Source organism: Lactobacillus kitasatonis DSM 16761 = JCM 1039 (assembly GCF_000615285.1).
GTDB lineage: Bacteria > Bacillota > Bacilli > Lactobacillales > Lactobacillaceae > Lactobacillus > Lactobacillus kitasatonis.
In genome coordinates this window covers 1-24,467 of record NZ_BALU01000017.1, presented here as the reverse complement: position 1 = coordinate 24,467, position 24,467 = coordinate 1, and the positions used below count along the sequence as shown (strand labels likewise).

The following is a 24,467-nucleotide window of genomic DNA, read 5'->3' as shown; positions in this document are numbered from 1 at the left end:
ATCATCATCACCCTTAGGATTCAAAATTTCTACAAAAGAATCACCATGATGCAAATCCCAGCGGTGATTTTCGCCTCCAATTAATACAGTATTAGCTACTATATTTCCATCAATATTACTGGATCCGCCATCTAATACAGCATTTGGTGCTAAAATGCTTCCGGAAACAGTATGTTCAATATTAACCTTAGATAAGTCATTACCAAAATTCCATAGTACTTGATTTAAATAATTATGTGATTCATCATTATTGATTTTTTGATCATTGGCGTCATATACTTCGAGTGTAGAAGCTACATCTAGTTGTTTAATACCGTTTGTTTTAATATTGATAATAACTACAGGAGTTCCTTTAACGCCATCTGTACTTCTAATTTTCGTAATTCCTTTAACTACAATAGGACGATCAGCTTTTAAATCATTTGCATCCAAATTAACATAAACAGCATTATTTTTATCTGCCTCAGCATTGGCAACATCTATATAGCGATTGTTTTCATTTGTAAAGTTGACCACAACTCCATGAGTATTTTCTTTGTTGTCACTAAATTCCTTACTTCTCTTAGTAAGTTCATCGAATTCAGCATCAATATTGATATACTTTTTATTTGAAGTAATATCGCTTTCTTTTCTTAAATTGTCATTCTTTAAATGATCTACATATGTCCCATTAATCTTAACTCTATTACCATCGACAGATACATCATGATCATTACCAAGAATTACTATTTCTTTTCTTTCTTGCCCATTATTGCTACTGTCAAAATTCTCTGAGCTAACCTGCTCAATTTTATCAACATAATTGATATCTTCTTCAGTTAAATTATGACTATCTTTATTGTCTCTAGCTCTCGTACCGGTTCTATGTCCATAATCATTCATGGTTTCAGTAGCAATATTGCTATTAAAATCTGCATTTATTGTCGTATGTTTAGCAAATACACCAAACATGCCAGCAAGACCCAAGGCATTATTTTCATGTTGTTCCTTAGCTACTTTACCAATAGTAGTTTCGTTGCCGTTTCCATCTTTGACTTTAGTATTATCTTCATAAATACTAGATTGTTCAGTAACTGATTTAGTATCAGTATTGTTATCTCCAGCTTCTGGGTTAGAAGTTACTTGATGTTGTGATTGAGAACCACCCTTGTTTTGATCACCTTGTTGTCCACTATCACTTATGGGAGCACTAGCACCAAGCTTAGTTTCATCATCACCTGGTTTACCAGCTGTACCAGTAGTTTTTGCTTCAGTTAAAGCAGCACCACTTTGACCAGCTGCAGCCTGAACAGGACTTACAAATACATTCAATCCCATTAATAAAGTAGTAGTTCCCGCCATTAAAGTCTTCAAGTTAGTCTTCTCAGTCATTTTTCTTCTTTACAACTCCCAATATAAAAAACTGCAACGAAAAATGCATAGGCTAGTCAATTTCTATACATTTGATTAGTTATACAATTTTAAGTCACTAATTCTTTATTTCTTTTTCTCTTATAATTTTTGATTATTAATAGACTACTGTTTTTTAAGGAGTCAAATTCAATAATGATCATATATGCACATAACTTACGTTCTCTAATTATTATTTTATCTTAACATGCTATAAAATTACTTATGTTTTATTAAGATGCAGCAATGCCAGTTCTTTTGAAGGCTATTTTTTGGCTTTTCTATACGATATATATATCAGCATTAATTTTAAATTAATTTTTGTGCGTTTTTTAAATAAATTAAAAAATTGGTCCATACTTTTAAATTATTCAAAAAAATATCGTTATTTTTGCATTCATTTATCCTTATAGTACGCCACTTTCAATCATTTTCTTGTAATTATTACTATCTTTGTATAGACAAAAAGACGGAAAGAAATAACATCTTTCCGTCTTTATTAGATTATTTTACGATTATCTATTGCTTATTAATCTTTTACTTCTTTAATCGCATCGATGATAGTACCATCACGATATTCAACTAAAGCTACAGTACGGTCTGTGTATTCGAGTGGCTTAGGTGTACCCACTTGCTTCTCAGCCATCTTTTGCAAGTCTTTGATATCTAAGATATTAAGACCTGGAACCTTACTGAAGGCCTCTACGAGGTCCTTACGGGAAGGATTAATGGCAATACCACGTTCAGTTACCAAAACATCGATTGATGAACCTGGTGTAACAATAGTTTCAACGCTAGGAACAACAGTTGCATTTCTACCACGAACAAGTGGAGCGGTAATAATAGTCATCTTAGCACCTGCAGCGGCGTCTTGGTGACCACCTACGGCACCACGGATAACACCATCAGAACCAGTCATAACGTTAACGTTGAAGTCCGTATCGATTTGCAAAGCTGACAATATTGAAACGTCAAGGTTATTTACAACAGCACCCTTGTTATGTGGATCAGCGTACCATGAAGCATCAATTTCTTGTTGGTTCTTGTTGTTGGCCATAGATGCAGCAGCACCCTTATCGAAGTCCTGTACGTCCATAACCTTGCTTACTAATCCTTCTTCAAGAAGGTCAGTTGTTGGCTTAGTAATACCACCCAAAGCAAATGAAGCGGTAATACCATCCTTGATCATACTTTGACGCAAGTAACGAGTTACAGCTAGTGCTGCACCACCTGAACCAGTTTGGAAGCTAAAGCCTTGCTTATAGTATGGTGAGTTAACGATTACTTGGTTAACCATTTGAGCAATCTTTAATTCCTTAGGGTCCTTAGTGAAACGAGTAGCACCTGAACCGATCTTGTCAGGATCACCTACTTTATCAACCTTGACTACATAGTCAACTTGGTCTTGCTTAATTGAAGCAGGAGTATTTGGATAGTCAACAATGTTGTCAGTCAAAAGAACAACCTTGTTTGCGTATTGAGCATCCATCAAAGCGTAACCAAGTGAGCCAAATACGGCATCCCCATCTTGACCATTTGCGTTACCTGCAGGATCTGATACAGGAACACCTAAGAAGGCAACATCAATCTTAATTTCACCCTCTTCGATTGAACGAGCACGGTTACCGTGTGAACGTAAGATTACAGGGTTCTTCAAACCACCGTGTGAAACAAAGTCACCTAATGAGCCACGCATACCTGAAGAAGTAATGTTAGTAATTACGCCCTTCTTAATAGCTTCGATTACCTTGTCGTTCATAACACCAGTAAGTGAACTTGGAGCTAAAGCTAAATCCTTGTAGCCCATCTTGATGATCTTGTCCATTACCATGTTGAAGACATAGTCACCATTTCTAAAGTGGTGGTGGAATGAGATAGTCATGCCATCTTTCAAGTTATTCTTAATGACGTCATCAAGTGAATCAACAACCTTGTTTTGACCAGTAGTAACTCTTACCTTTGGTGCAACACGTTGAACTTCTGGGTGACCAATTTCAGTAGTTTCAAATGGCTTTAAACCCATCTTTTTCATTAAATCGTCTGGTAATTCGCGTTTAACTTTATTCTCCAATGTAGTTACCTTCTTCATCAATCAAGTTAGAAGCCTTTGCAGTTTCAAGGACACGAGTTGCCTTTTCAACAACAGGCTTATCGACCATTTTACCGTTAAGTGAAATTACGCCGCTACCTTTAGCCTTAGCTTCACGAATAGCATTTTGTACGTTCTTAGCTTGTTCAATTTCTTCCTTAGTTGGGTTGAAGACTTTGTTAACCATTTCGATTTGACGTGGGTTAACCAAACTCTTACCGTCGTAACCCAATTCATGAATGTAGTTAGTTTCACGGTAGAAGCCTTCAGTATCTTTCATGTTTGAAAAGACAGTATCGAAGGCATAAACATCAGCTGCACGAGCTGCTTGCAAAACCATGTTACGAGCAAATTCAAGCTCGCGACCATCTGGATAACGGTGAGTGTGCATGTCAGCAGTATAGTCTTCACCTGAAACAGCCAAGCCCATCATAAGTGGTGTAGCAGTAGCAATTTCTGGTGCGTTAAGTACACCCTTAGCACTTTCAATAGCGGCCATAACACCGATTGAACCTTTTTCGATGCCATATTCGCCTTCCCAGTGTTCGATATCCTTAACCAATTTTTGAATCATAGCTGCTGATTCAGTCTTTGGCAAACGAATTACATCAACACCAGCCTTAACCATGGCACGAACATCTTCATCGTAAAATGGCGTATCTTGACCATTTACTCTAACTACGATTTCACTGCCACCAAAGTCAACAGTCTTAATTGCTTCGTAAACCAACATTCTAGCAGCATCTTTTTCGGTCAAAGATACTGAGTCTTCAAGGTCCAACATAATTGAGTCTGCACCATAAATACCGGCATCCTTGATCATGGCTGGGTTGTTACCTGGTACAAACATCATAGTTCTACGCAAACGATTCTTAACGTAAGTCATTAGAGCACCTCCAAATCTGGCTTGTCTTGCGTTTCAGTTGCACGTTGAGCAGCTGCTAAAGTACGAGCCTTGATTACACAGTCAAGCGCACCTTTGTCGGTTGCCTTAACCTTAGCATCCTTAAGACCATACTTTTCCAAAGTTTCAGTAATCACTTTTCTGATTTGATCACCATATGCTTTTTCAACTTCTGATTCCAAATCAATTTCGATACCGTTAGAACCCTTTGAAATCATGATTTGAATGTCAGAACTTTCAAGTGTTCCAGCTACAGCAGTAGTTTTAATTTCCATTAATGTTCATTCCTTTCTCAATTCTGCTTTGCAATTCGTCCATGTTCTGCTTGATAAACTCATAAGTAGCTTCCGGAACAAATTTATTAATCTCTTTTAGATTGCCTACTTTAATTAATTGTCTAACCTTAGTTGCAGTGACAACTTCGCCATCTTTTTCTAGGCGTTTAACAACGATTACTTCAATATCAGGGCCTAATTCATGAGCCAAGCTGATGTTATAGTAATGAGTTGTCTTTGAAAATGGCTCCTTGCCGATGTAGCGCCGAGTGATGTTTAAGGCAGGTGCAATTTGATCCTTAAAGACCTTAGCATCAACTGCAGTTTGAACACCGATTAAATCATCAGGCGTCTTCAAGAAATAAGCTGGGAAAGTTGCTGGTGAAACCATGTAGTCACTACCAGAAACAACTTTGACATTACTAAATTCCTTGGTACCCTCTTTGACTAACTTCATCCGTTCATCGAAGTTAAAGAGTGAGACATCGTTTGCAACTACGAAAACATATACCAAGTCGTTTTCTTCACTAGCCATTTTTACTAGATGTTTGTGACCTAGAGTAAATGGATTAGCATTCATCACAATTGCAGCAATTTTTTTATTTGCTTGATCTTCAACTCTTGGCAAATCATGCAAGTAGTCTTGGATATCAGGCGTACCATTTTCAAGAAATGCTGCCTGGTCAGTCTTAGCCAAAAGATTGAAGTGCAAGTGTTCGAAACTTTCTGCATACTTTGCTTTAGTAAAAACAAAGGAGTGGAAAATCTTTTCTTGCGTTAAGTAGTTCATCAAACTGGTGACTACTTTGTTGAAGCGAGTCCCTTGCTCGGCATCGTCATTTTTAACGCCGATGTACTTCAAAACGTTGCCACTAACACTACCAGTTCCCACTAAATTACCATCTTCGTCAACTAACCCAATTGTGTGATCAATCACATTAACTTCTCGCTCGCTAAAATCATGCAAGCCTAGAGAAGTTAGCAGTTGTTCCCACTTTTTTCTAGTTGAGGAGTCGTTTAAAAATAAATCAACGACTTTATCCATAAACATGCCACCTTACTAAGCATTAATAACAAGTAATTATTTTCACAAATTCAGTGTACTCCCAAATTTTGATTATTTCAATTTAATAGTTAGTTTTTTAAATTTTTCAAAAAATCAGCAATTATTTCATAAGTTTTTTCTGGTTGTTCGGCTTGTGGTAAATGTCCGCATTCCGGGATAATCGCTGTTTTTACATGATCATTTAAGAACTTAACTGCCTTAGTAAATTCAGGATTAAAGAATGGTGATTTTGCTCCAGCAATAACAAGCATTGGAACTGGCGTATCCATGATAATATCGCGCCAGTCTTGTTCTGCATGGTCAACTAAGCACTTATAGTTTTCTTCAGAATCATAAGGAAAATCTTGATATTCCCTTTTAGCTGAATTAAACATTTCGTCATCAATGTGGTGATAAAAAGCCTTGCCAAAATCAAACTTTAACATTTCAGGATAATTGTCCCAGTCTAAATCCTTAAAGCCATATTTCCAGTTTTTATCGGCAATCATTTTTGGCGATTGATCCAAGTCGATCATTGCCTTAAGTCTGCCTTTGCCATAAATAGACAAATAAGCCCAAATATTAGCCGCGCCCATTGAATTACCGATTGCAATTACATCATTCAGATCAAGTTTAACCAGCAACTCTTCTAAGTCTGCTGCATGACGGCTAATGCGCTGTCCGCGATATGTCCGTTCAGATTGCCCCTGATTTCTCGGATCAAGCATGATAAAACGATATTGATCATTAAATAGTTTGATCAACTTGGACCACATTTGACTAGAACCACCGATACCAGGAATACCTACTATTGTTGGCTTATCTTTTTCACCAGTATCGCTATAATGTAAAGTCACATTATCATTTGTTTTAAATTCCATTTTTCTTACTTTCTATTACACAAAAAGGCAACCTGGTTCCCCCAGATTACCTTTATTTTTACCAAACGCCAATAACTTTCATCCATAAAGTACCAACAATACCAAAGATCAAGATGTAAATGATACCCAAAACAAAGTTCATCTTCCACCAGTCACTTTGTTTGACATAGCCCGTAGTAGCCAAAATAGAAGCCGGACCGTTAGCATAGTGAGTAGTTGATGCGTTGATTGCGCCAGTGAAAGCCAAAAGCATTGCTGAAAGACCAATTGGTGCACCCATAGCTGTTGCCACAGTTAAGAATGGCAAGTACAAAGCAGTCATGTGTGCAGTACCACTAGCAAAGAAGTAGTGAGTGTAGAACATTAATAGAACTAATACTACTAATACCCAGCCCCAACTAACACCGTGAACTTCATTTTGAATAAATTTAGCGAACCAACCAATAAAGCCGTAAGAAATAAGCTTGCTGGCCATAAAGATCAAGATTGAAAGCCAAATCAAAATGTTCCAAGCACCAGTTTCGTGCAAGGCATCTTCCATACTCAAAACACCAGTGATCAGCAAAATTGTTACAGCCAAAAATGCTACAAATGCTGAATCAAGTTGTGGGATTTGGAAGAAGCCTGACAAAACCCAGAGCAAAATAGCTAAGCAAAAGACTGCAGCCATAATCTTTTCTGGTTCAGACATTGGACCCATTTTCTTTAATTGATCATTAGCCCAATCTTTAGCATTAGGTGTTTCTTTAACCTCAGGTGGAAACATCTTGTAGATAACGATTGGGATAATCAAAGTAGCTACCAGAACAGGTACGAGAGCTGCAAAGAACCAGCTAACCCAACTCATTTGATAGCCTTTTTGTGCAGCCATTTGTTGGGCAACCAAGTTTGGAGCCGCACCAGTAATGAATAAAGCGGTTGACAAAATGTTGGCATGAAATGCAGTAAAGTCAAGATAAGCACCGATCTTTTTTCTTGATGGATCGTGTGGCTTTGAATCATAACTCTTAGAAATTGATTCAACTACTGGCCAAGTAACGCCACCAGTACGAGCACTGTTTGATGGAATCAAAGCACCCATAATTAATTCCAAACCGGTAATCGCATAACCGATACCGATTGACTTTTTACCAAATTTCTTAATCATAAGATATGCCACACGGTTACCTAAACCTGTCTTACTGATACCGTGAGCCATAATGAAAGCCATCGCAATTAACCAGGCAGCTGAGTTACCAAATGAACTCAAAATACCGGTTTGAACTACGACACCTTTGGAGTTAACTACATCTTTAACTGGAGCAAGTCCAACTAAGACGGTAACAACCATACCTAAAAGCGTTGTACCACCAATTGGTAACGGCTTTGTGATACATCCCACAATAGTCGCAACGAATACGGCAAACATTTCCCAGGCTTGAGCATTTAATCCGCTAGGCCGCCAAGGAGTGATTAGCCACAACACAATTCCCACTACTAAAGGCCAAATAAAGCCTTTGTAGTTTACTTTTTCTAAATGTTTCATTTTTTCTTCCCCTGCTTAGCTATATAAACTAAATTTTAAAAATGAATGTTTTCACATAGTATTATATACTTTTTATTTTATTTTTAAACATTTTTCAAATAAATATCGATTTTTTGGTATTTTGTAAAATTATATCAATTTGTGAAAATAGTTCATAAATAATTCGTTATTTTTACATAAGCAAAAGAAAAAAGCCTAGTTTGGCTAGGCTTTAAAGTATATTAACCAATGTTGTCCCATGGCTTTAAGTCGATTGCTGGACCTTCTGCCAACTTAACTTGTTCATCAGTTAAGAATTCTTTTCTAACTACGACATCGTAAACGTAATCTTCAAACCAAGGTTGACTCATTTCATAAAAGCCCTTATGACCATACTTGTCACCCCAAGAGTTTTCAACCTTCCACTTACGGATATGACCGTGATCTTCGTCAACGCCAACTAAAGTCATATCGTGAGTTGCAAAGCCTTCGCCTGTAGCTAAACGATCAGCCTTGCTCATCTTAGTATCAACGCCAAACAATTTGTCAGTTTGGTAAAGTTCGGTATCAAGATAACCGGTCTTTCTTTCCATTTGCTTCAAGACATCGTTACCAAAGATTACGGCATCCCCAGACTTAAGTTGAGCTACAGCAGCTTGAGCCAAGTATTCAATTGGCACGTTCAAGAACTTAATTTGATCGCCACCATCAACGTTGTCGTAAAGTGGCATGTGGTAAAGCTTATTAAATTCGTGGTTAGGGCAGTTTGATAAAACTACATAATCATCAAACTTAAAGTCCTTGAAATACTTTTGTACGAATTCACGAGGAGTTAAATCTCTTTCCAAATGGTACTTCTTATCGTCATCGCGGTATTCCAAGTCGAATTTCTTTGGTGGTTCACCCAAAGCAACAGATACCATGCGATAAACTTCATTCAAAAAGTGCTTCTTAGCTTTTTCAAGTTCATCTTTGGAACTACCTTCATTTACAAGTTTACGTAAAGCAATAGCATCTTTTCTTTCCTTACGTGCCAAGGAATCAATTAAACCTGTAGTGTTATTTGAGTTAAAACTTTCAGGCATTGCATATGAAGGTACAACACCATACTTTTTAACCAAGTTAATAGCCATGCTCCAAAGACCGCCATCTTCACCAGCAAAACCTAACCATGATTGAACTTCACGATCATTAATTGGCTTATCGGCCAAGCGAATCATCGCATTATAAAAAGCATTAGCACGTTCAATCTTGTCCCAGAAAAAGTTATAAGCTTGTGAGAAAGTAAAATCCTTTACCTTGTTTTTCTTACCAAAATAATGACGCAAAACATTCAGTGTAGCAAATTCCCAGCAACGGCCAGAATGCTTTTGGTCGGTTACACCACCTACATCAAGTTCAGTTGAAAATACATGGTTCAAACGTTCTGAAACACGATCATTAAATGATGCTTCAAGAAGTCCGCTACGACGGGCAGCACGTGAAGCAACTTGATTTTTGCTATTAGAATTGAAATCAGCAGAAAAATCTGCAATTTCTTGATCAGAAATAACTGTCATATTTTACCTCGTTAGTCTCTAATTTTTTATTAATTCTTTAATCATAATAATACATTCTTTTGCATTAACTAGCAAGCAAAAAAGCGTTCAGTAAATCTGAACGCCTTTGTTGTATATCTATATCAATATCGACTAATTAAAGTTCAATACCTGATAATACTTCTTGCATCTTGTCAGCTGAGTTAATCATCTTAGCATTTTCAGCATCTGAAAGCTTAGTTTCAATAACCTTTTCAATACCATCACCGTTAATAACAGCTGGAGTACCTAAGTAAAGGTCATGCTTAATGCCGTATTCACCGTTGATTGGTGCTGATAATGGCAAGCAAATTGAACGGTTGTCCAAAATAGCACTAACAATTTGAGTAAGCATCATAGCAACACCGTAGAATGTAGCACCCTTGTTGGCAATAATCTTGCCACCCTTCTTGCGGACATCAGTTTCAATTCCGCTTAATACATCATCGTTGATTTCTGAGTAGTCACGAAGTGGCTTACCATCAACGCTTGATTCATCGAAGTTTTCAAAACTAGTGTCACCGTGTTCACCTAAAACCATTGAGTTAACTTTAGCAACTGGAACATTAAGCTTCTTAGCAAGTTCAACGCGAAGACGCATTGAATCAAGCGAAGTACCAGTACCAATTACACGGTTCTTAGGGAAGCCTGACAATTTTTGAGTTAAGGTAGTCAAAATATCTACTGGGTTAGCTGAAACAACGAATACACCCTTGAAGCCTGAGTCAACGATTGGCTTTACAATACTCTTCAAGATCTTAACGTTCTTAGCTACCAAATCAAGTCTAGTTTCACCTGGTTTACGAGGAACACCAGCAGTAATTACACAAACATCAGCATCTCCAGCGTCGCTGTATTCAGCTGGGTGAATGTTAGTTTGACCCATAAATGGAGTAATATCTTCAAGGTCCATTGAGTCACCAACGGGACGATCTTTAGCTACATCGCAAATTGCCAATTCATCAACAGTAGCGTTTTGCAATAAGTCATTTGCAAAAGTTGAGCCTACGGCACCATCACCAACAAGAAATACTTTTCTACTCATAAGTTATATTAGTCCTTTCATAAACGTAATTTCTTTTACATGTTCCATTATACACTAAGCGCTTACATTAGGCACTGTTTATTAATTAATTACGTTAACATTTTCACAATTTTAACATTTCCAACAAAAAAGAAGCAAATTAATTGCTTCTTTTTTGTGTAATAGTTATTTATGTTCTCTGGCATACTTAGCCATTTGAATACCAGCTTGACGACCAAAGATAACTGTTTCAGCGATTGAGTTACCACCAATACGGTTGTTGCCGTGAAGTCCACCTGAAACTTCACCAGCTGCATAAAGACCTTTAATTACGTTACCGTTGGTATCCAATACTTGAGTTTCGGTGTTGATATGAATTCCGCCCATAGTATAGTGAATAGCTGGGTGAATGTGAATAGCGTAGTAAGGTCCACGATTAATTTCACGATCCATACCAGTAGTTCTGTCAAATTCCTTATCCTTGTGGTTTTCAACGGCCTTGTTCCACTCATCTACTGTGGAAGCTAAGTTTTCTGGATCAACATCAATTTCTTTAGCTAAGTCAGCCAAAGTGCTGCCCTTCTTAACCAAGCCAATGTGGTCATAAAATTCTACAGCTGCAAAATGAGCACGAACACCTGAATCGAAGACCAAGTATGCACCGTCTTCGTTTAAACCAGTAATCGCACTTGAAACAATTTTACGAGTGTTTAATTCGTTAACAAAACGCTTGCCGGCCTTGTTAACCAAAATAGCACCTTCACCACGTAAACCTTCACCGATTAAGTAAACGTGTGGGTTATCAGTATCTGCAGTTGGGTGAACTTGAATAAAGTTCATTTGCATCAATTGCGCACCAATTTCTTTAGCAAGCTTAATCCCATCGCCAGTAGCACCTGATTGGTTGGTAGTCTTGTAGTCAACTAAATCTGGACGATACTTCTTGATGATTTCTTTAGAAGCGCCAAAGCCACCAGTAGCAAGCAAAATTGCCTTAGCCTTAATTGTTTTAACGCCTTTATCAGTTTCAACTTCTACGCCGTTAACATTGCCATTCTTGTCTTGCAACAATTTAGTTACTTTAGCACCAGTAAAGATATCTACACTGGCTTGTTTAACTTGGTTAGTTAAACGTGAAGTCAAATAAAAGCCAACTGGTTCCATTGAACCTGGACGGTGAGCTCTCTTTACGCTCATACCCCCGGTAATGGTTAAATCAGTCAAACGAACACCGTATTTCATTAACCAGCTAATTGCAAGTGCTGAGTGGTTAACAAAGTATTTAAGCATGGCACGGTCATTCAATAAACCGCCACCCTTTAAAGTTTCTTCATAAAAGTCACGGTTGTTGTCGATGATACCTTCATCAAGTTGGACCAATGATTCAGATGCGTTCATACCACTGGAAGCACGGCTAGTGTTACCACCAGTTTTACCGTTCTTTTCCAAAATAACAACGTTCAAGCCAAGTTCACGAGCTTGAAGTGCAGCTGTTAAACCAGTACCACCTGAACCAACAATTATTGCATCATATTTATTCTTTAATTCTTTATTATTTGGCATAAGTATCCCCTATTATTCTTCTGGTGTGGACTTATCTACATTAGTCATCTTCATGTAGTCCATCCATTCATCGTATTGTTTTTCGGTGACCTTGCCACTCTTTAATGCAGCTTCTTTCAAAGTTGTACCTTCTCTTTGTGCAGCTTGAGCAATCTTAGCAGCAGCATGGTAACCAATATGTGGTGATAAAGCGGTAACTGTCATTAATGAATTTTCAAGAAGGTCATCCATTCTTTCTTCATTAACAGTTAAGCCATGAATCATTCTATCAGCAAAACCAGTAATTGTACCAGTTAAAATATCACAAGAATCAAGGAATGATGCAATCATCACAGTCTTGAAGACGTTCATTTCAAAGTTACCTTGACTTGAAGCAAAAGTAATTGTGGTGTCGTTACCAAATACTTTAGCAGCAGCCATAGTTACAGCTTCAGCTTGGGTTGGATTTACCTTACCTGGCATAATTGATGAACCTGGTTCGTTAGCAGGAATGTTTAATTCACCGTAACCAGCTCTTGGACCTGATGCCAAGAATCTAATATCTTGGGCAATCTTGAACATGTCAGCAGCTAAAGTCTTAAGTGCACCATGCATGACATTAAGGCCAGAGTGGTGAGCCAAGCCCCAGAACTTGTTGGTCTTAACTTTGAATTCATGACCATAAACTTCTGATAATTTTCCAGCAATCTTTTCGGTCATACCAGGTGCTGCATTCAAACCAGTACCTACGGCAGTACCACCAATAGCTAATTCATAAAGGGTTGGCTTTAATTCTTGAATGTATGACAAGTCATGTTTTAAAGCTGAAATGTAGCCTGAAACTTCTTGGCCAAAAGTCAAAGGAGTTGCGTCTTGTAAGTGGGTACGACCAACCTTAACAGTCTTCCAGTACTTCTTTTCTTTTACTACTAATTCATCAATTAAGTGTTGAATAGCTGGTTCAAGTTTATCAAGTGCTTCAACAGCAACGATGTTCATTGCTGTTGGGAAAGTATCGTTTGAAGATTGACCACGGTTAACATCATCATTTGGCAAAATATCCAAACCTGGGTGCAACTTGTTAGCCAAGTTAGCAACAACTTCGTTTACGTTCATGTTGCTTTGCGTACCTGAACCGGTTTGCAAAACGTGAAGTGGGAAGGCTTTTCTTAAATCTTCATCATTCAAAGCTAAAAGATGATCAATTGCATCTTCAATTGCTTCACCTTTTTCCTTTGGTTCATCCCCAACTTCCACATTTGATTCGGCAGCAGCTTTCTTCAAATGTAAAAATGCACGGATGATTTGCAATGGCATTAATTCACCACTTGGGAAGTTATTGCGACTTCTTTCTGTTTGTGGACCCCACAAGGCATCCTTAGGAATTTTTACAGGACCAATGGTGTCACTTTCAATACGATAGTTTTCTTCGCTCATTATTATTTTTCCTCCTTACATAAGCATAAGGTTTTTGTTAGATTTAAATCACCTTTTATGATACCTGTAAAGGCTTTCTTTTTCAATTAAAGAAAAAAGATCTAGGACAGCCTAGATCTTTAATTTGAATATTTCTACCTATTTTGATGATTCATCTTTTTAGCAAAGAAGTCACCGACAATTTGAACAATGAAAATCAAAACGATGACTAAGATAGTGGCAACTAAAGTAACGTCATTGTTGAAACGGTTGTAACCGTATGAAATAGCTGTGTTACCTAAACCACCGGCACCGATGGCACCAGCCATTGCAGTCAAACCGATCAATGAAATAATTGTTACGGTTGAAACACGGATCAATTCTGAACGTGATTCACGAAGGTAAACATCAAAGATAATGTCTGAAACAGTTGCACCTAAACTTTGTGCTGCTTCTACTTTACCAGTGTCGACACTTTCAAGAGCAACTTGTACCTGACGAGCGTAGAATGGGAAGACACCTAAAGTAAGTGGAACCAAGGCAGCCTTCATACCGATTTGCGTACCAACGATCTTTTGCGTAACTGGTGCTACAAAGGCAAGCAAGATTACGAATGGGATAGCTCTAAAAATTGAAACAATCTTATCGCAAACGTTATACCAGAACTTGTTTGGACGAATACCATCTTCTTTAGTGACTACAAGCAAGACACCAAAGATGATTCCGAGAATGCCACCGAAGATTGTGGCCCAAAAAGTCATAAATAATGTTTGGAAGATACTAGTTCCCCATCCGGCGTCTCCGCCCCAGCCGAGTTGTACGACATTTGGACAAACTTTTTCAAACCAACTAATCATCTAAATTCCCCTTTTCATCCAATCTAGTCAAAGTAACGTTTTGCTTCTCTAAGAATTCTCTAGCTTGCTTCTGCTTTTCGGCATCCCCTTTTACTAAAACAACCAAAGTACCGATTGCTTCGCCATTCAGCAGTTCCACGTTGCCGTAAAGCATTGAAACTTCTACTCCAATCTGACGGTAAAGTTCAATAATGATGGACTTAGTAACATTGGCAATGCTGTAAACCAGTTGATATACCTCTTCATTTGCTTCTAGCTTGCCAAGGTTCAAGGCCTCTAAAGTTTGAATTGCTTCAAGGCCACCTCCAACAAAGCGTTTAGTCAATTCCTTCTTAGGATGCAAGAAGACTTGACGCAAATTGCCTTTTTCAATCATCTTACCGTGTTCCATTACAGCAACCTTATTACAGATCTTCTTAACGGCATCCATTTCGTGGGTGATTAAAACCACAGTCAAACCTAATTGCTTATTGAGTCGCTTCAATAGATCCAAAATTTGTTGTGTATTTTGTGGATCAAGTGCACTAGTAGCTTCATCAGAGATCAAGATATCAGGGTGGTTAGCTAAAGCACGAGCAATAGCTACTCTTTGTTGCTGACCACCTGATAATTCAACTGGATAAAAGTTAGCCTTATCTCTCAAATCAACTAAATCAAGCAATTCTAATGAACGTTTTTCTAATTCTTCATCGGAAAGTTTTGCATGCTTTAATGCAAAAGCAACATTTTCCAAAACCGTGGTTTCATTTAATAGGTTGAAACCTTGGAAAATCATGCCGATTTTTCGACGTTCTAATTGTAATTGCTTGTTAGAAATTACTTGCTTACCATCTTTAACAAAGTCTATATCGTTTACCTTGATATCTCCCTTGCTGGGATGCTGCAGGAGGTTAATCGTTCTAACTAAGGTTGACTTGCCAGCACCGGAAAAACCGACAACTCCATAAATATCGCCTTTTTCAACGTGCAAAGTTACATCGTTAACTGCTTTAACAACTTTGCCCTTTTTTGGTGAAAAATCTACATCAATATGATCTAATTGGATAATACTCATTCTGACTCCTCCTACTTAATCTTGATATCCCAAGCAGCAATTTGTGAATTACCGTAGTAGTGCTTAATCAACTTCTTAGTCTTTTCAGTTTGGTATGCCTTAACTACATCTTTATAAATCTGGTTGTTTTCTTGTCCCTTTTTAGCACAGATAACGTTAATCCATTGCTTAGAATCTTTGTTAACCGGTTCAATGTAAATAGTTTGTTTATCACCCAAGCCTGCTGGACTAGCGTAATCGTTGTTAACTACTGATGCATCAACTGAGTTAATTACTCGACCGGTTTGTTCAGCACCAACTTCTTTAATCTTGAAGTTACGTGGATTCTTGGTAATATCAGCAACAGTGACAAGTGTCTTTCCTTTTCTCAAATCGATCAAACCAGCGTTTTTAAGAACGAACAATGCTCTAGATTCATTAGTGGCATCGTTTGGAATAGCAATAGTTGCACCATTTGGCAATTGAGACAACTTCTTGTATTTCTTAGAGTACAAACGAATTGGTGCGATATAAGTTCTACCGATTGAAACTACGCCACCACCATTTGACTTATTCCATGCTTTAAGGAAGGCGTAGTGTTGAAAGGCGTTTAAATCAACGTCGCCAGATTTTAAAGCTTTGTTTGGTTGGTTATAATCGGTAAAGTTCTTTATTTTAATCGTAATGCCATAATCGTCTTTGGCTGTTTGGGCTACACTCTTCCAAATAGCCGCATCTTGTTTACTTTGAGAAACAACCCCAACAGTTACCGTCTTAGATTGCGTCTTGCTTGGAATTCCTGGTCCAAAACTGAACCAACCTGCAACAACAATCAATACCCCAATAATCGTCCAAATAATTGTATTTCTCCGTCTACGCTTACGCATGAAACTCAACTCCTAGTTAATGAAAATAAAAAAAGCATCCATCCTGAAAAGGACGAATGCTCGTGTTACCACCTTTAATTCATTTATCACTCACGCGACAAATCTCATTAGCTATCAAATTAATAGCCTGCATTGTTAACGGGTGCAAATCCGCTGATAGCTAAATGTCACTACCAGTCATCGTTCCAAGCCCATATTCGCTAAGTCTTATTTGCCAACTTTCACCACAATGTTGGCTCTCTTTATAAACAAGATGCTAGTTACTCAGCCCTTCAAGATGTTTGATTCATAATTTGTTATAACACAAGTTATCATCATTTTTTAATCTAGTCAACATATTTTTTAATTATTTTTCTGAATAATCGGTTTTATTTTATAATGTGGTTATATCTTATAATTTAATAATTGCTAAGGAGAAAGAAATGAAGAAAAATCATTTTCGTAGTTTTGCTCTCTCATTAGTTGCAGCAGTCGAATTAATTTCCTTTGCCTATACTAATGTCTCACGCAATAACCAAACCGTTTACGCTGTTTCAGATAAGTCGCTGGCTAATCTGAAGTTCCATAAACAAGAAATTGTTACAGTTGACCACAATGAGCCACGCTTTTCTAAGAGTACGTTATCTAAGAAAAATGGTCCATGGCAAAAATACAGCAACTTGGATTACCTAAACAGAGCTCATGCTGCTAATGCCCTTTTGAATAAGAGATTGATGCCACATAGTCAACGTACTGCTTTAACTTGGGATCCAACTGGCTGGCACAATAAGCGCATTGCTAGTGGTTGGCTTTACAACCGGTGCCACTTAATCGGTTACCAATTAACTGGTCAAAATAATAATCCACGCAACCTAATTACTGGTACACGTGAATTAAACGATCCAGACATGCTCAAGTATGAAAACGAAGTTGCCGATTATTTGAAGGATTCATCAAGTAACTATATTCGATACAGAGTTACACCAATTTTCAAAGGTAATGACTTGTTAGCAAACGGTGTTGAAATGGAAGCTAAATCAATCGGCAGCAATGCTGTTGATTTCAATGTTTATATTTTCAATGAGCAACCTGGCGTAATCTTAAACTACAGAGATGGTACTAGTCGCGTTAAACATGATTCAAGTACGATTGCTGAACATGTAAAAGCTAGAGGCCATCATGTGACTAAAGCAAGAACCATTCATAACATTAAACACAAGATTTCTACTGCAAATTACCGTATAATTGGTAACAAACGCAGCAAGATTTATCATGTTGCCAGTGGTGAAAACTATCATATGAGTTCAGCCAATGCAGTTTACTTTCCTTCAGAAGCTGCTGCTAGACGTGCTGGTTATCGTAAATCATTAAGATAATGAAAAAGAGTTATCTGCTTTTTTAAACAGATAGCTCTTATTTTTTTATTGAACGCTCTTGCGCCCGCGTTGATAAGCTTCATGCAGTTCCGCAAAAGTCATATTCTTGCCCTTTTGATCAAAGACAACCAATACTTCTTGCACACCATCCAAAATTCTTGATAACCAGCGGAAAATTGTAGTTGCCGCACAGAACAAGACAAATAGAATGAACATTGCCTTATCAGAAATCATGGTCAGTGAGAACAGATTGTGTAAGAAGATAATCGCTAAAACTAACCCGGCGAATGATCCAATCATTACGCATAAACGGAATTTATTTAATGGAGCTGAAATGTGGTAAAGTACCATCATTCCCACTGTCACCAATAAAAGTGTTGCCGTTGTACCTACATCATTATGATCAAGCGATATATAGCCGCCTGCAACCACCAAAATACTTACCGCCAGCATATCGGTTACCCCACCAGGGATTGCTCTTGCCAAAATATTAGGAATAAATTGTCCGCGAATTCTATTGTGATTACTTTCTAGAGCCAACAAGAATGATGGCAAGCCAATGGTGAAGGCAGAAATCAAGGTAATCTGTGATGGCTGTAATGGATAATCAATAACCATTACGAGTGAGAAGATAGCCATCAAAAATGAGAAGATATTCTTTACCAAGAACAAACTGGCTGAACGCTGAATGTTATTAACTACGCGTCGACCTTCATTTACCACCTTAGGCATTCTAGCAAAATTTGAATCAAGCAATACTACTTGAGAGGCTTGAACAGCCGCACTGTTACCGGATGCCATCGCAATTGAACAGTCTGCTTTCTTCATTGCCAAAATATCGTTAACACCATCACCAGTCATAGCAACGGTATTGCCTAAGTTTTGCAAAGCTTTAACAAACTTACGCTTTTGTTCTGGCTTAACTCGACCAAAGACACTGTAGTTCTTCACTGCATCTTCATAACCATCATCAGGTATTTCCTGTGCATCAATATATTTATCAGAATTTTTAATACCAGCTTGCTTAGCAACTCTTGAGACAGTTACAGGGTTATCACCTGAGATAACCTTAATTTCTACACCCTGTTTAGCAAAGTATTCAAAGGTTGCTTTAGCTTCTTTTCTTATTGGGTTAGACAAGAGAATATAGCCGTTAACTTCAACTGGTTTAGATAATTTAGAATCGTCTTCAGTTAAAACACCTGGATAATTGGCTACGATTAAAACGCGATAACCAGTTGCGGCATATTGTTCAAATTCATCCTTATACTGATCGAACTGGTCACGCAAAACCATTTCTGGTGCGCCAATTAAAAGTGTATGATTGTCAAAAATTACGCCGCTATATTTATTAACTGAAGTAAATGGCAGAATACCGCTGGCTGTTTTACCAGTATTTTCAGTGAAATGCTCGTGAACAGCCTTCATTGTCGCATTATCTGCCGGCATGCTAACAGCAAAATCACCTATGAGTTGGTCTAAGTTGTTTCCTTTAAAGTCTTTAGAAGCAACTGCTTTTTCTACGCTCATCTTTGGCTCGGTAATCGTACCTGTTTTATCAACACAAAGTACATTAACTCGAGCTAAAGTTTCAACACTCTTCATATCGTGGAGCATTACCTGCTTCCGTGCTAAACGAACTGCAGAAAGTGCTAATGCAATAGTCGTCAAAAGGTACAAGCCTTCTGGAATCATACCGATAATCGCAGCTTCCATGGAAACGATACTACGGTATAAAGGCATGTGGTTGACAAAGAAGCTCATCGAGAACAGTGCTATTCCCAGGGGAATAATGATAATGCCGACCCATTTAATCAATTTGTTAATTGAGCGAACCATTTCTGACTGTTCACTGCTGCCCATGGCTTTAGCTTTAATCGTCAGCTTAGAAATGTAGCTTTCCTTACCCACTTTTTCTAGTTGCATATAAGCAGAGCCCGAAACTACAAAGGAGCCAGACATTAGCTGATCGCCAACATCTTTAGTAATTTCATCAGATTCACCGGTTAAAAGAGATTCATTAACTCTGATGTTGCCTTTGACAACTTGGCCGTCGGCAGGAATCTGATCCCCTGTTTTAAGTAAAATCAGATCTCCTTTAACTAGTTTCTCAATTGGGACTTTTTCTTCTTTACCATCACGTAATGCCACGATCTCTGTTGCATTCATGACGTTCAATTTGCTTAAGATCTTTTTAGCACGGATTTCCTGAACAATACCAATTACCGTGTTTAACACAATAACTGGCAAGAAGGTCAAATCCTTATATGCGCCAACTAAGACTAGCAAAATTGAGAGTACCAAGAAAATCAAGTTAAAGTAAGTAAACAAGTTTTCTCGGATGATTTGTTTATTTGTTTTAAATTGATCATCAACGGCTTTATTGATTTCACCAGCTTGAATCCGCTGTTCAACCTGGCTACTAGTTAAGCCTGTTTCTAAATTTGTTTTTTCTTCACTCATTTTTATTACCCGGTAAATAAATAGTTAATATATTCCATTATAACCAAGAATAAAAAAGGCTCGCAAATCTGCGAGCTTATTTTAGTGTTTTCTTATATAAGTCAAAAAAGTATAGGGATATTTATTCTTGCTATCGGCATCGTGATGCTCTTGATGCACTAAATCAAACTGTGAGTAATCAATCTCTGGCATAACTGTATCTGCTTTAAAGATGCCCTCAATTTCAGTTTTTTCAAGGATATCAACCTGATCAAGCAAGGCTTTAAAAATTGATACGCCACCAATCGCACATATCTTTTCACTTTGATGATTGGAAAGATATTCATTCATTTCATCGATTGATGTCAAAATCTCTACCTGGTTATTATCTTTCCATTTACTTTTCAATTCTTCATTGTGGGTCAAAACAATGTGCTTTCGTCCTGGCAATAACTTGGGTAAGCTAGCAAAAGTTTTCCTACCCATTAAAATTGGATGATCCATTGTCTTTTCTTTAAAATGCTTTAAGTCAGCTGGTAAATGCCAAGGCAAGTGCCCATCTACGCCAATTTGCCTTTTTTCATCTTCTGCCCATACATATTCGATCACTTTTATCACCTAAACTGCAACTGGGGCCTTAATCGTACCGTGGTGCTTATAATCTACTACCTTAATATCTTTCATCTCAAAGTCTTCAATATGCTTTTTCTCAGGATTTAGCCAGAGCTTTGGTGAATCATAAGGCGTCCGTGACAACAATTCTTTTACTTGGTTAAAGTGGTTGCGGTAAATGTGTGCATCCCCCAGAGTATGAATAAATTCACCCACTTCAAATCCAGTTTCACGCGCAATCATATTAAGCAAAAGTGCATATGAAGCGATGTTAAATGGTACGCCCAAGAACATATCTCCACTTCTTTGATAAAGTTGAACACTAATCTTTCCATCAACCACATAAAATTGGAACATTGCATGACATGGAGGAAGTGCACTTGTTGGCACATCTTCAGGATTCCATGCAGTAACAATCATTCTACGTGAATCAGGCGTTTCTTTAATTTGCTTGATTACATTAGCAATCTGATCGATAAAACCACCATCGCGCTTTTGCCAATGACGCCATTGTGCACCGTATACATCGCCTAAATTGCCATACTTTTTAGCAAAGTCTTCATCATTGAGAAGTCTTTGATCAAATTTTTTCATCTCTGCTTGGTAGACCTTATTAAATTCCGGATCACTTTGACTACGCAAACCAAAATCGGTCATATCTGGGCCTTGATATTCATCACTGGTTACCCAATTTTTAAAAGCCCATTCGTCCCAGATATGATTATTATGTTCTAGCAAAAAGCGAATGTTAGTATCGCCACGCAAGAACCAAAGAAGTTCGCTTTTAATTAAACCAAATGGAACTTTTTTAGTCGTTAATAATGGAAAACCTTTGGACAAATCAAACCGCATTTGCGCACCAAAATAACTTCTGGTACCTGTACCAGTACGATCACTTTTATCATGGCCTTCAGTCATAATTTTTTGCAAAAGATCCAAATATGGTTGTTCAAGAATTGCCATTTTTTACACACCTTTCAAGTATTTCATCTTGTTTAAGATACCATAGATCTGGTGTATTTTATAATGCAAACTACAATATTTAGTATTTTAAGCAAAAATAAAAAAGATGAAATTAATCATCTTTCCTACTAATTTTTCTTAAATTCACCCTTATGTCTGATCAAGTAAACAACTGTTGCCACTACTAAAACCAATGCACCAACAATGACTGAAATTCTCGTATCAGGATTGATAAACATAAAGAGCACAATTACGAGTAGCATCGCAAAAGCAAAGTAGTTTGAGAATGGATAAAGCGGCAATTTAAATGGGTGGGTGGTCATCTTATCCTTATTATTTCTTCTAAATCTAAGTTCTGCTAAAAGAATTACAAACCATGGAATCATTCCCGGCAAAACAGATGAACTGAACACGATAACAAACAGGTCTGAAGCAGAATGATTAAACTGTGACGCAATCACATTTAAAACAAAACCGATAAAGATACCGCCAGAAATACCCATAATCGCACGGTCAGGCACAATTCTCTTAGAAATATGCTTGAAAGGACTAGGTGCTTCACCATTATGAGAAAGTTTAAACAGCATTCTACTTGATGAATAAATTCCTGAGTTGGCACCAGACAAAGCTGCAGTTAAAACAACAAAGTTAATAATTGAAGCAGCTGCGGTAATTCCTACTTTGGCAAAAGTAGTTACAAATGGCGAGCCAAGCTACTCAATTTATTCCATGGATAAATAGTTACAATAACAAAGATCGCACCTACATAGAAAATCAAGATTCTAAGTAAAACTGACTTAACGCTTTTAACGATAGCTTCTTGCGGATGAGCAACTTCCCCAGCAGAAATACCTAAAAGTTCAATTCCTTCATATGAACCAACGATAATTGACATTGAGAAGAAGAACCCTTTAACACCGCCAGTAAAGAAACCACCATGAGCCCATAAATTGCTGAAGCCAGTTGGCTTACCGCCATTACCGACACCAAAGAAAATGACGATAAAGCCTAGAATAATCATCAAAATAATAGTAATTACTTTGATCATGGCAAACCAAAATTCTAGCGAAGCATAAGCCCTGGCACTAGCCAAGTTTGCTAAAAGCAGAAATGCAATAATGATGATACCTGACCACAAAGCACTAATATTCGGCCACCAGTATTTCAAATATTCCGTTGCAGCCACAACTTCTGACATACCAACAACGATATATTCAAAAACATTGGCCCATTCAGCTAAATATCCAGCAATTGGGTGGACATATTCTGTTGCATAGTCCGCAAATGAACCGGTTCCTGGATTGATATAAAGCATTTCCCCGAGTGCTCGCATAACAATATACAAAATCAAGCCAACAAACATGTATGCCAGTAGTACTGAAGGACCAGTCCATTTAATAGTTGACGTAGACCCCATAAACAAGCCGACACCGATTGCACCACCGAGGGAAATCATTTCCATCTGACCAGCAGTCATTGTACGGCGCAACTGAGGTGCGCTATTCTTTTTACTCATAACTCAACTCCAAAAAATCAATTCTATCCTTAAACATATTCTTAGATAACTTTAATTTTATTACTGGTTATTTGTCAAGGATAAATGTAGAAAAGTAAGTTTAGTTGTAATTATTTCTGCACCCTGTTTTTGACTATTTAAGATAATAGGTTATAATAATTAAAGTTATGGAGTGTTGGCAGAGTGGTAATGCACCGGACTCGAAATCCGGCGAACCAAGTATTCCTTGGCGCGCAGGTTCAAATCCTGTACACTCCTTAATTTTTGACAAAAAAACTAAAAGCCTATACACTGAACCTGTTCAGATCAGATATATAGACTTTGTCGATGTCGTTAGTTGCCACTACTAACGACTTTTTTTATAGGCTAAGCTGATCTTTTGAAGAATATCATTCAAAAATTCAGCTGGGACCGTACATCTATATTCACAAGCTCCTGCCGGTGAACTTGAATCAATAGTACGTTCATGATCTAACTCTACTTTGCCATGAATAGGTAAATCATCTGGCAATTCAATATGTAGCGGAAAATCTTTTTCATTACTGGTAATAGCAACCACTTTAATCATTCCACCACACATCATGTTAAAATCGTCATTTTAAACGATTAGAGCCGGACGATATCCACTTTGCTCATGGCCTTTTGTAGGGTTAAAATTCATCATGATTTAAGGCCTTCTTATAATCTTGCAAGCACCTGACCTCCTTCTAGGTGCCTTAAAGCAAAGTTAAAATACTTCTCGTCCGACTGGTTCTCCCCAGTCTTCTTCTTTTGATTTATCTGAATTTTGTTTTTTCCAATCAGCCCAATATTTTTTATAATCGAAGCCTTTAAAAAGCTCCTTCAAATCTTTAGGTTCTTTTTGTTTCTTTAAAATAATCTCATTTTGCTCATTAACAATGATTTCAAATTTTGTTGGTAACTCACTAACTGCTATATAAAACATAGAAATATGTAGAAGAATACGAATTTCCCACATATCAGAAAGATATATTTTTCCTTTCTTTGTTTCATTTACTGTCGTCTTCACTAGTATTCTGATATTCCACTTGGGAGTAATCACATTGACTAGCTCTTACAGCTTAAGGACCTAGCCAGCCCTGTTTATTTTCTTTATTTTGCCAAAGCTAAAAGATTTAAAACCGCATTTTCATCT

At 37.5% G+C, this 24,467-nt stretch carries 21 protein-coding genes, 1 tRNA gene and 1 pseudogene; 2 read left to right on the top strand and 21 right to left on the bottom strand.

The annotated features are described in order from the left end of the window. The 14 genes from JCM1039_RS09380 to JCM1039_RS09315 form a co-directional block, all read right to left on the bottom strand. Positions 1 to 1,371: collagen-binding domain-containing protein (locus JCM1039_RS09380; RefSeq protein WP_025015561.1), on the bottom strand; the 1,371-nt coding region annotated here is incomplete at its 3' end. A gap of 547 nt (positions 1,372 to 1,918) precedes the next feature. Continuing rightward, on the bottom strand, positions 1,919 to 3,460 hold the full coding sequence (gene citF, locus JCM1039_RS09375; RefSeq protein ID WP_025015560.1) for a citrate lyase subunit alpha: 1,542 nt from the start codon (positions 3,458 to 3,460) through the stop codon (positions 1,919 to 1,921). Further along, positions 3,450 to 4,364 (bottom strand): citrate (pro-3S)-lyase subunit beta, encoded by a 915-nt coding sequence (gene citE, locus JCM1039_RS09370; RefSeq protein WP_025015559.1) that lies wholly within the window; start codon positions 4,362 to 4,364, stop codon positions 3,450 to 3,452. The genes citF and citE overlap by 11 nt, the downstream gene beginning before the upstream one ends. After that, a complete protein-coding gene (citD, locus tag JCM1039_RS09365) occupies positions 4,364 to 4,657 on the bottom strand; it encodes a citrate lyase acyl carrier protein (protein ID WP_025015558.1) in 294 nt (97 codons plus the stop codon). Before citD ends, citE begins: the two co-directional genes overlap by 1 nt. Next, positions 4,647 to 5,702 (bottom strand): [citrate (pro-3S)-lyase] ligase, encoded by a 1,056-nt coding sequence (gene citC, locus JCM1039_RS09360; RefSeq protein WP_025015557.1) that lies wholly within the window; start codon positions 5,700 to 5,702, stop codon positions 4,647 to 4,649. Before citC ends, citD begins: the two co-directional genes overlap by 11 nt. 89 nt (positions 5,703 to 5,791) lie before the next feature. Then, positions 5,792 to 6,583, bottom strand: coding sequence for an alpha/beta fold hydrolase (locus JCM1039_RS09355; protein ID WP_025015556.1), 792 nt, complete (start codon positions 6,581 to 6,583; stop codon positions 5,792 to 5,794). A gap of 58 nt (positions 6,584 to 6,641) precedes the next feature. Continuing rightward, positions 6,642 to 8,108, bottom strand: a complete 1,467-nt coding sequence (locus tag JCM1039_RS09350) for a DASS family sodium-coupled anion symporter (RefSeq protein WP_025015555.1) — start codon at positions 8,106 to 8,108, stop codon at positions 6,642 to 6,644. Positions 8,109 to 8,329: 221 nt separating this feature from the next. After that, complete coding sequence (locus JCM1039_RS09345; protein ID WP_025015554.1) at positions 8,330 to 9,646, bottom strand: C1 family peptidase; 1,317 nt, start codon at positions 9,644 to 9,646, stop codon at positions 8,330 to 8,332. A 136-nt stretch (positions 9,647 to 9,782) separates the two neighbouring features. After that, on the bottom strand, positions 9,783 to 10,709 hold the full coding sequence (locus tag JCM1039_RS09340; protein ID WP_025015553.1) for an L-lactate dehydrogenase: 927 nt from the start codon (positions 10,707 to 10,709) through the stop codon (positions 9,783 to 9,785). A 165-nt stretch (positions 10,710 to 10,874) separates the two neighbouring features. Further along, positions 10,875 to 12,251 carry a flavocytochrome c gene (locus JCM1039_RS09335; RefSeq protein ID WP_025015552.1) on the bottom strand — a complete coding sequence of 459 codons (1,377 nt, stop codon included), beginning with the start codon at positions 12,249 to 12,251 and terminating at the stop codon, positions 10,875 to 10,877. Between the two features lie 12 nt (positions 12,252 to 12,263). Then, positions 12,264 to 13,667 (bottom strand): class II fumarate hydratase, encoded by a 1,404-nt coding sequence (locus tag JCM1039_RS09330; RefSeq protein WP_025015551.1) that lies wholly within the window; start codon positions 13,665 to 13,667, stop codon positions 12,264 to 12,266. A gap of 134 nt (positions 13,668 to 13,801) precedes the next feature. Beyond that, on the bottom strand, positions 13,802 to 14,503 hold the full coding sequence (locus JCM1039_RS09325; protein ID WP_025015550.1) for a methionine ABC transporter permease: 702 nt from the start codon (positions 14,501 to 14,503) through the stop codon (positions 13,802 to 13,804). Next, positions 14,496 to 15,557 (bottom strand): methionine ABC transporter ATP-binding protein, encoded by a 1,062-nt coding sequence (locus JCM1039_RS09320; RefSeq protein ID WP_025015549.1) that lies wholly within the window; start codon positions 15,555 to 15,557, stop codon positions 14,496 to 14,498. Before JCM1039_RS09320 ends, JCM1039_RS09325 begins: the two co-directional genes overlap by 8 nt. 11 nt (positions 15,558 to 15,568) lie before the next feature. Next, entirely contained in the window at positions 15,569 to 16,423 is an 855-nt protein-coding gene (locus JCM1039_RS09315; protein ID WP_025015548.1) for a MetQ/NlpA family ABC transporter substrate-binding protein, read from the bottom strand. A gap of 422 nt (positions 16,424 to 16,845) precedes the next feature. Here JCM1039_RS09315 and JCM1039_RS09310 point away from each other — a divergent pair, with 422 nt between their 5' ends. Beyond that, entirely contained in the window at positions 16,846 to 17,778 is a 933-nt protein-coding gene (locus tag JCM1039_RS09310) for a DNA/RNA non-specific endonuclease (protein ID WP_025015547.1), read from the top strand. 45 nt (positions 17,779 to 17,823) lie between these two features. On the opposite strand, the gene JCM1039_RS09305 is transcribed toward JCM1039_RS09310, so the two are convergent. From JCM1039_RS09305 to JCM1039_RS11505, 4 genes and pseudogenes are all read right to left on the bottom strand, one after another. Further along, the gene (locus JCM1039_RS09305) at positions 17,824 to 20,241 is read right to left on the bottom strand and encodes a cation-translocating P-type ATPase (RefSeq protein WP_025015546.1); all 2,418 of its coding nucleotides are present in this window, start codon (positions 20,239 to 20,241) and stop codon (positions 17,824 to 17,826) included. An 81-nt stretch (positions 20,242 to 20,322) separates the two neighbouring features. Then, positions 20,323 to 20,829, bottom strand: a complete 507-nt coding sequence (locus tag JCM1039_RS09300) for a dihydrofolate reductase (protein ID WP_025015545.1) — start codon at positions 20,827 to 20,829, stop codon at positions 20,323 to 20,325. 9 nt (positions 20,830 to 20,838) lie between these two features. Beyond that, a complete protein-coding gene (locus JCM1039_RS09295; RefSeq protein WP_025015544.1) occupies positions 20,839 to 21,795 on the bottom strand; it encodes a thymidylate synthase in 957 nt (318 codons plus the stop codon). A gap of 128 nt (positions 21,796 to 21,923) precedes the next feature. Next, positions 21,924 to 23,311: pseudogene (locus JCM1039_RS11505) on the bottom strand (amino acid permease). 169 nt (positions 23,312 to 23,480) lie between these two features. Here JCM1039_RS11505 and JCM1039_RS09285 point away from each other — a divergent pair. Next, positions 23,481 to 23,569: transfer RNA gene (locus JCM1039_RS09285), tRNA-Ser, on the top strand. Positions 23,570 to 23,657: 88 nt separating this feature from the next. Here the strand turns inward: JCM1039_RS09285 and JCM1039_RS11500 are convergent. The 3 genes from JCM1039_RS11500 to JCM1039_RS11495 form a co-directional block, all read right to left on the bottom strand. After that, positions 23,658 to 23,894, bottom strand: a complete 237-nt coding sequence (locus tag JCM1039_RS11500; RefSeq protein ID WP_236692577.1) for a type II toxin-antitoxin system PemK/MazF family toxin — start codon at positions 23,892 to 23,894, stop codon at positions 23,658 to 23,660. 15 nt (positions 23,895 to 23,909) lie between these two features. Then, positions 23,910 to 23,972 (bottom strand): hypothetical protein, encoded by a 63-nt coding sequence (locus JCM1039_RS13025; RefSeq protein ID WP_507743427.1) that lies wholly within the window; start codon positions 23,970 to 23,972, stop codon positions 23,910 to 23,912. Between the two features lie 66 nt (positions 23,973 to 24,038). After that, complete coding sequence (locus tag JCM1039_RS11495; protein ID WP_034533190.1) at positions 24,039 to 24,257, bottom strand: AbrB/MazE/SpoVT family DNA-binding domain-containing protein; 219 nt, start codon at positions 24,255 to 24,257, stop codon at positions 24,039 to 24,041. Between the last annotated feature and the right edge of the window lie 210 nt (positions 24,258 to 24,467).

What these genes read in the sequence shown, in the direction of transcription:
- citC (WP_025015557.1), bottom strand. Translation starts at nt 5,702, where the DNA reads ATGGATAAAGTCGTTGATTTATTTTTAAACGACTCCTCAACTAGAAAA.
- JCM1039_RS09320 (WP_025015549.1), bottom strand. Translation starts at nt 15,557, where the DNA reads ATGAGTATTATCCAATTAGATCATATTGATGTAGATTTTTCACCAAAA.
- JCM1039_RS09305 (WP_025015546.1), bottom strand. Translation starts at nt 20,241, where the DNA reads ATGAGTGAAGAAAAAACAAATTTAGAAACAGGCTTAACTAGTAGCCAG.
- JCM1039_RS09345 (WP_025015554.1), bottom strand. Translation starts at nt 9,646, where the DNA reads ATGACAGTTATTTCTGATCAAGAAATTGCAGATTTTTCTGCTGATTTC.
- JCM1039_RS09335 (WP_025015552.1), bottom strand. Translation starts at nt 12,251, where the DNA reads ATGCCAAATAATAAAGAATTAAAGAATAAATATGATGCAATAATTGTT.
- JCM1039_RS09310 (WP_025015547.1), top strand. Translation starts at nt 16,846, where the DNA reads ATGAAGAAAAATCATTTTCGTAGTTTTGCTCTCTCATTAGTTGCAGCA.
- JCM1039_RS09340 (WP_025015553.1), bottom strand. Translation starts at nt 10,709, where the DNA reads ATGAGTAGAAAAGTATTTCTTGTTGGTGATGGTGCCGTAGGCTCAACT.
- JCM1039_RS11495 (WP_034533190.1), bottom strand. Translation starts at nt 24,257, where the DNA reads ATGTTTTATATAGCAGTTAGTGAGTTACCAACAAAATTTGAAATCATT.
- citE (WP_025015559.1), bottom strand. Translation starts at nt 4,364, where the DNA reads ATGACTTACGTTAAGAATCGTTTGCGTAGAACTATGATGTTTGTACCA.
- JCM1039_RS09355 (WP_025015556.1), bottom strand. Translation starts at nt 6,583, where the DNA reads ATGGAATTTAAAACAAATGATAATGTGACTTTACATTATAGCGATACT.
- JCM1039_RS09350 (WP_025015555.1), bottom strand. Translation starts at nt 8,108, where the DNA reads ATGAAACATTTAGAAAAAGTAAACTACAAAGGCTTTATTTGGCCTTTA.
- JCM1039_RS11500 (WP_236692577.1), bottom strand. Translation starts at nt 23,894, where the DNA reads ATGATGTGTGGTGGAATGATTAAAGTGGTTGCTATTACCAGTAATGAA.
- JCM1039_RS09330 (WP_025015551.1), bottom strand. Translation starts at nt 13,667, where the DNA reads ATGAGCGAAGAAAACTATCGTATTGAAAGTGACACCATTGGTCCTGTA.
- citD (WP_025015558.1), bottom strand. Translation starts at nt 4,657, where the DNA reads ATGGAAATTAAAACTACTGCTGTAGCTGGAACACTTGAAAGTTCTGAC.
- JCM1039_RS09295 (WP_025015544.1), bottom strand. Translation starts at nt 21,795, where the DNA reads ATGGCAATTCTTGAACAACCATATTTGGATCTTTTGCAAAAAATTATG.
- JCM1039_RS09315 (WP_025015548.1), bottom strand. Translation starts at nt 16,423, where the DNA reads ATGCGTAAGCGTAGACGGAGAAATACAATTATTTGGACGATTATTGGG.
- JCM1039_RS09325 (WP_025015550.1), bottom strand. Translation starts at nt 14,503, where the DNA reads ATGATTAGTTGGTTTGAAAAAGTTTGTCCAAATGTCGTACAACTCGGC.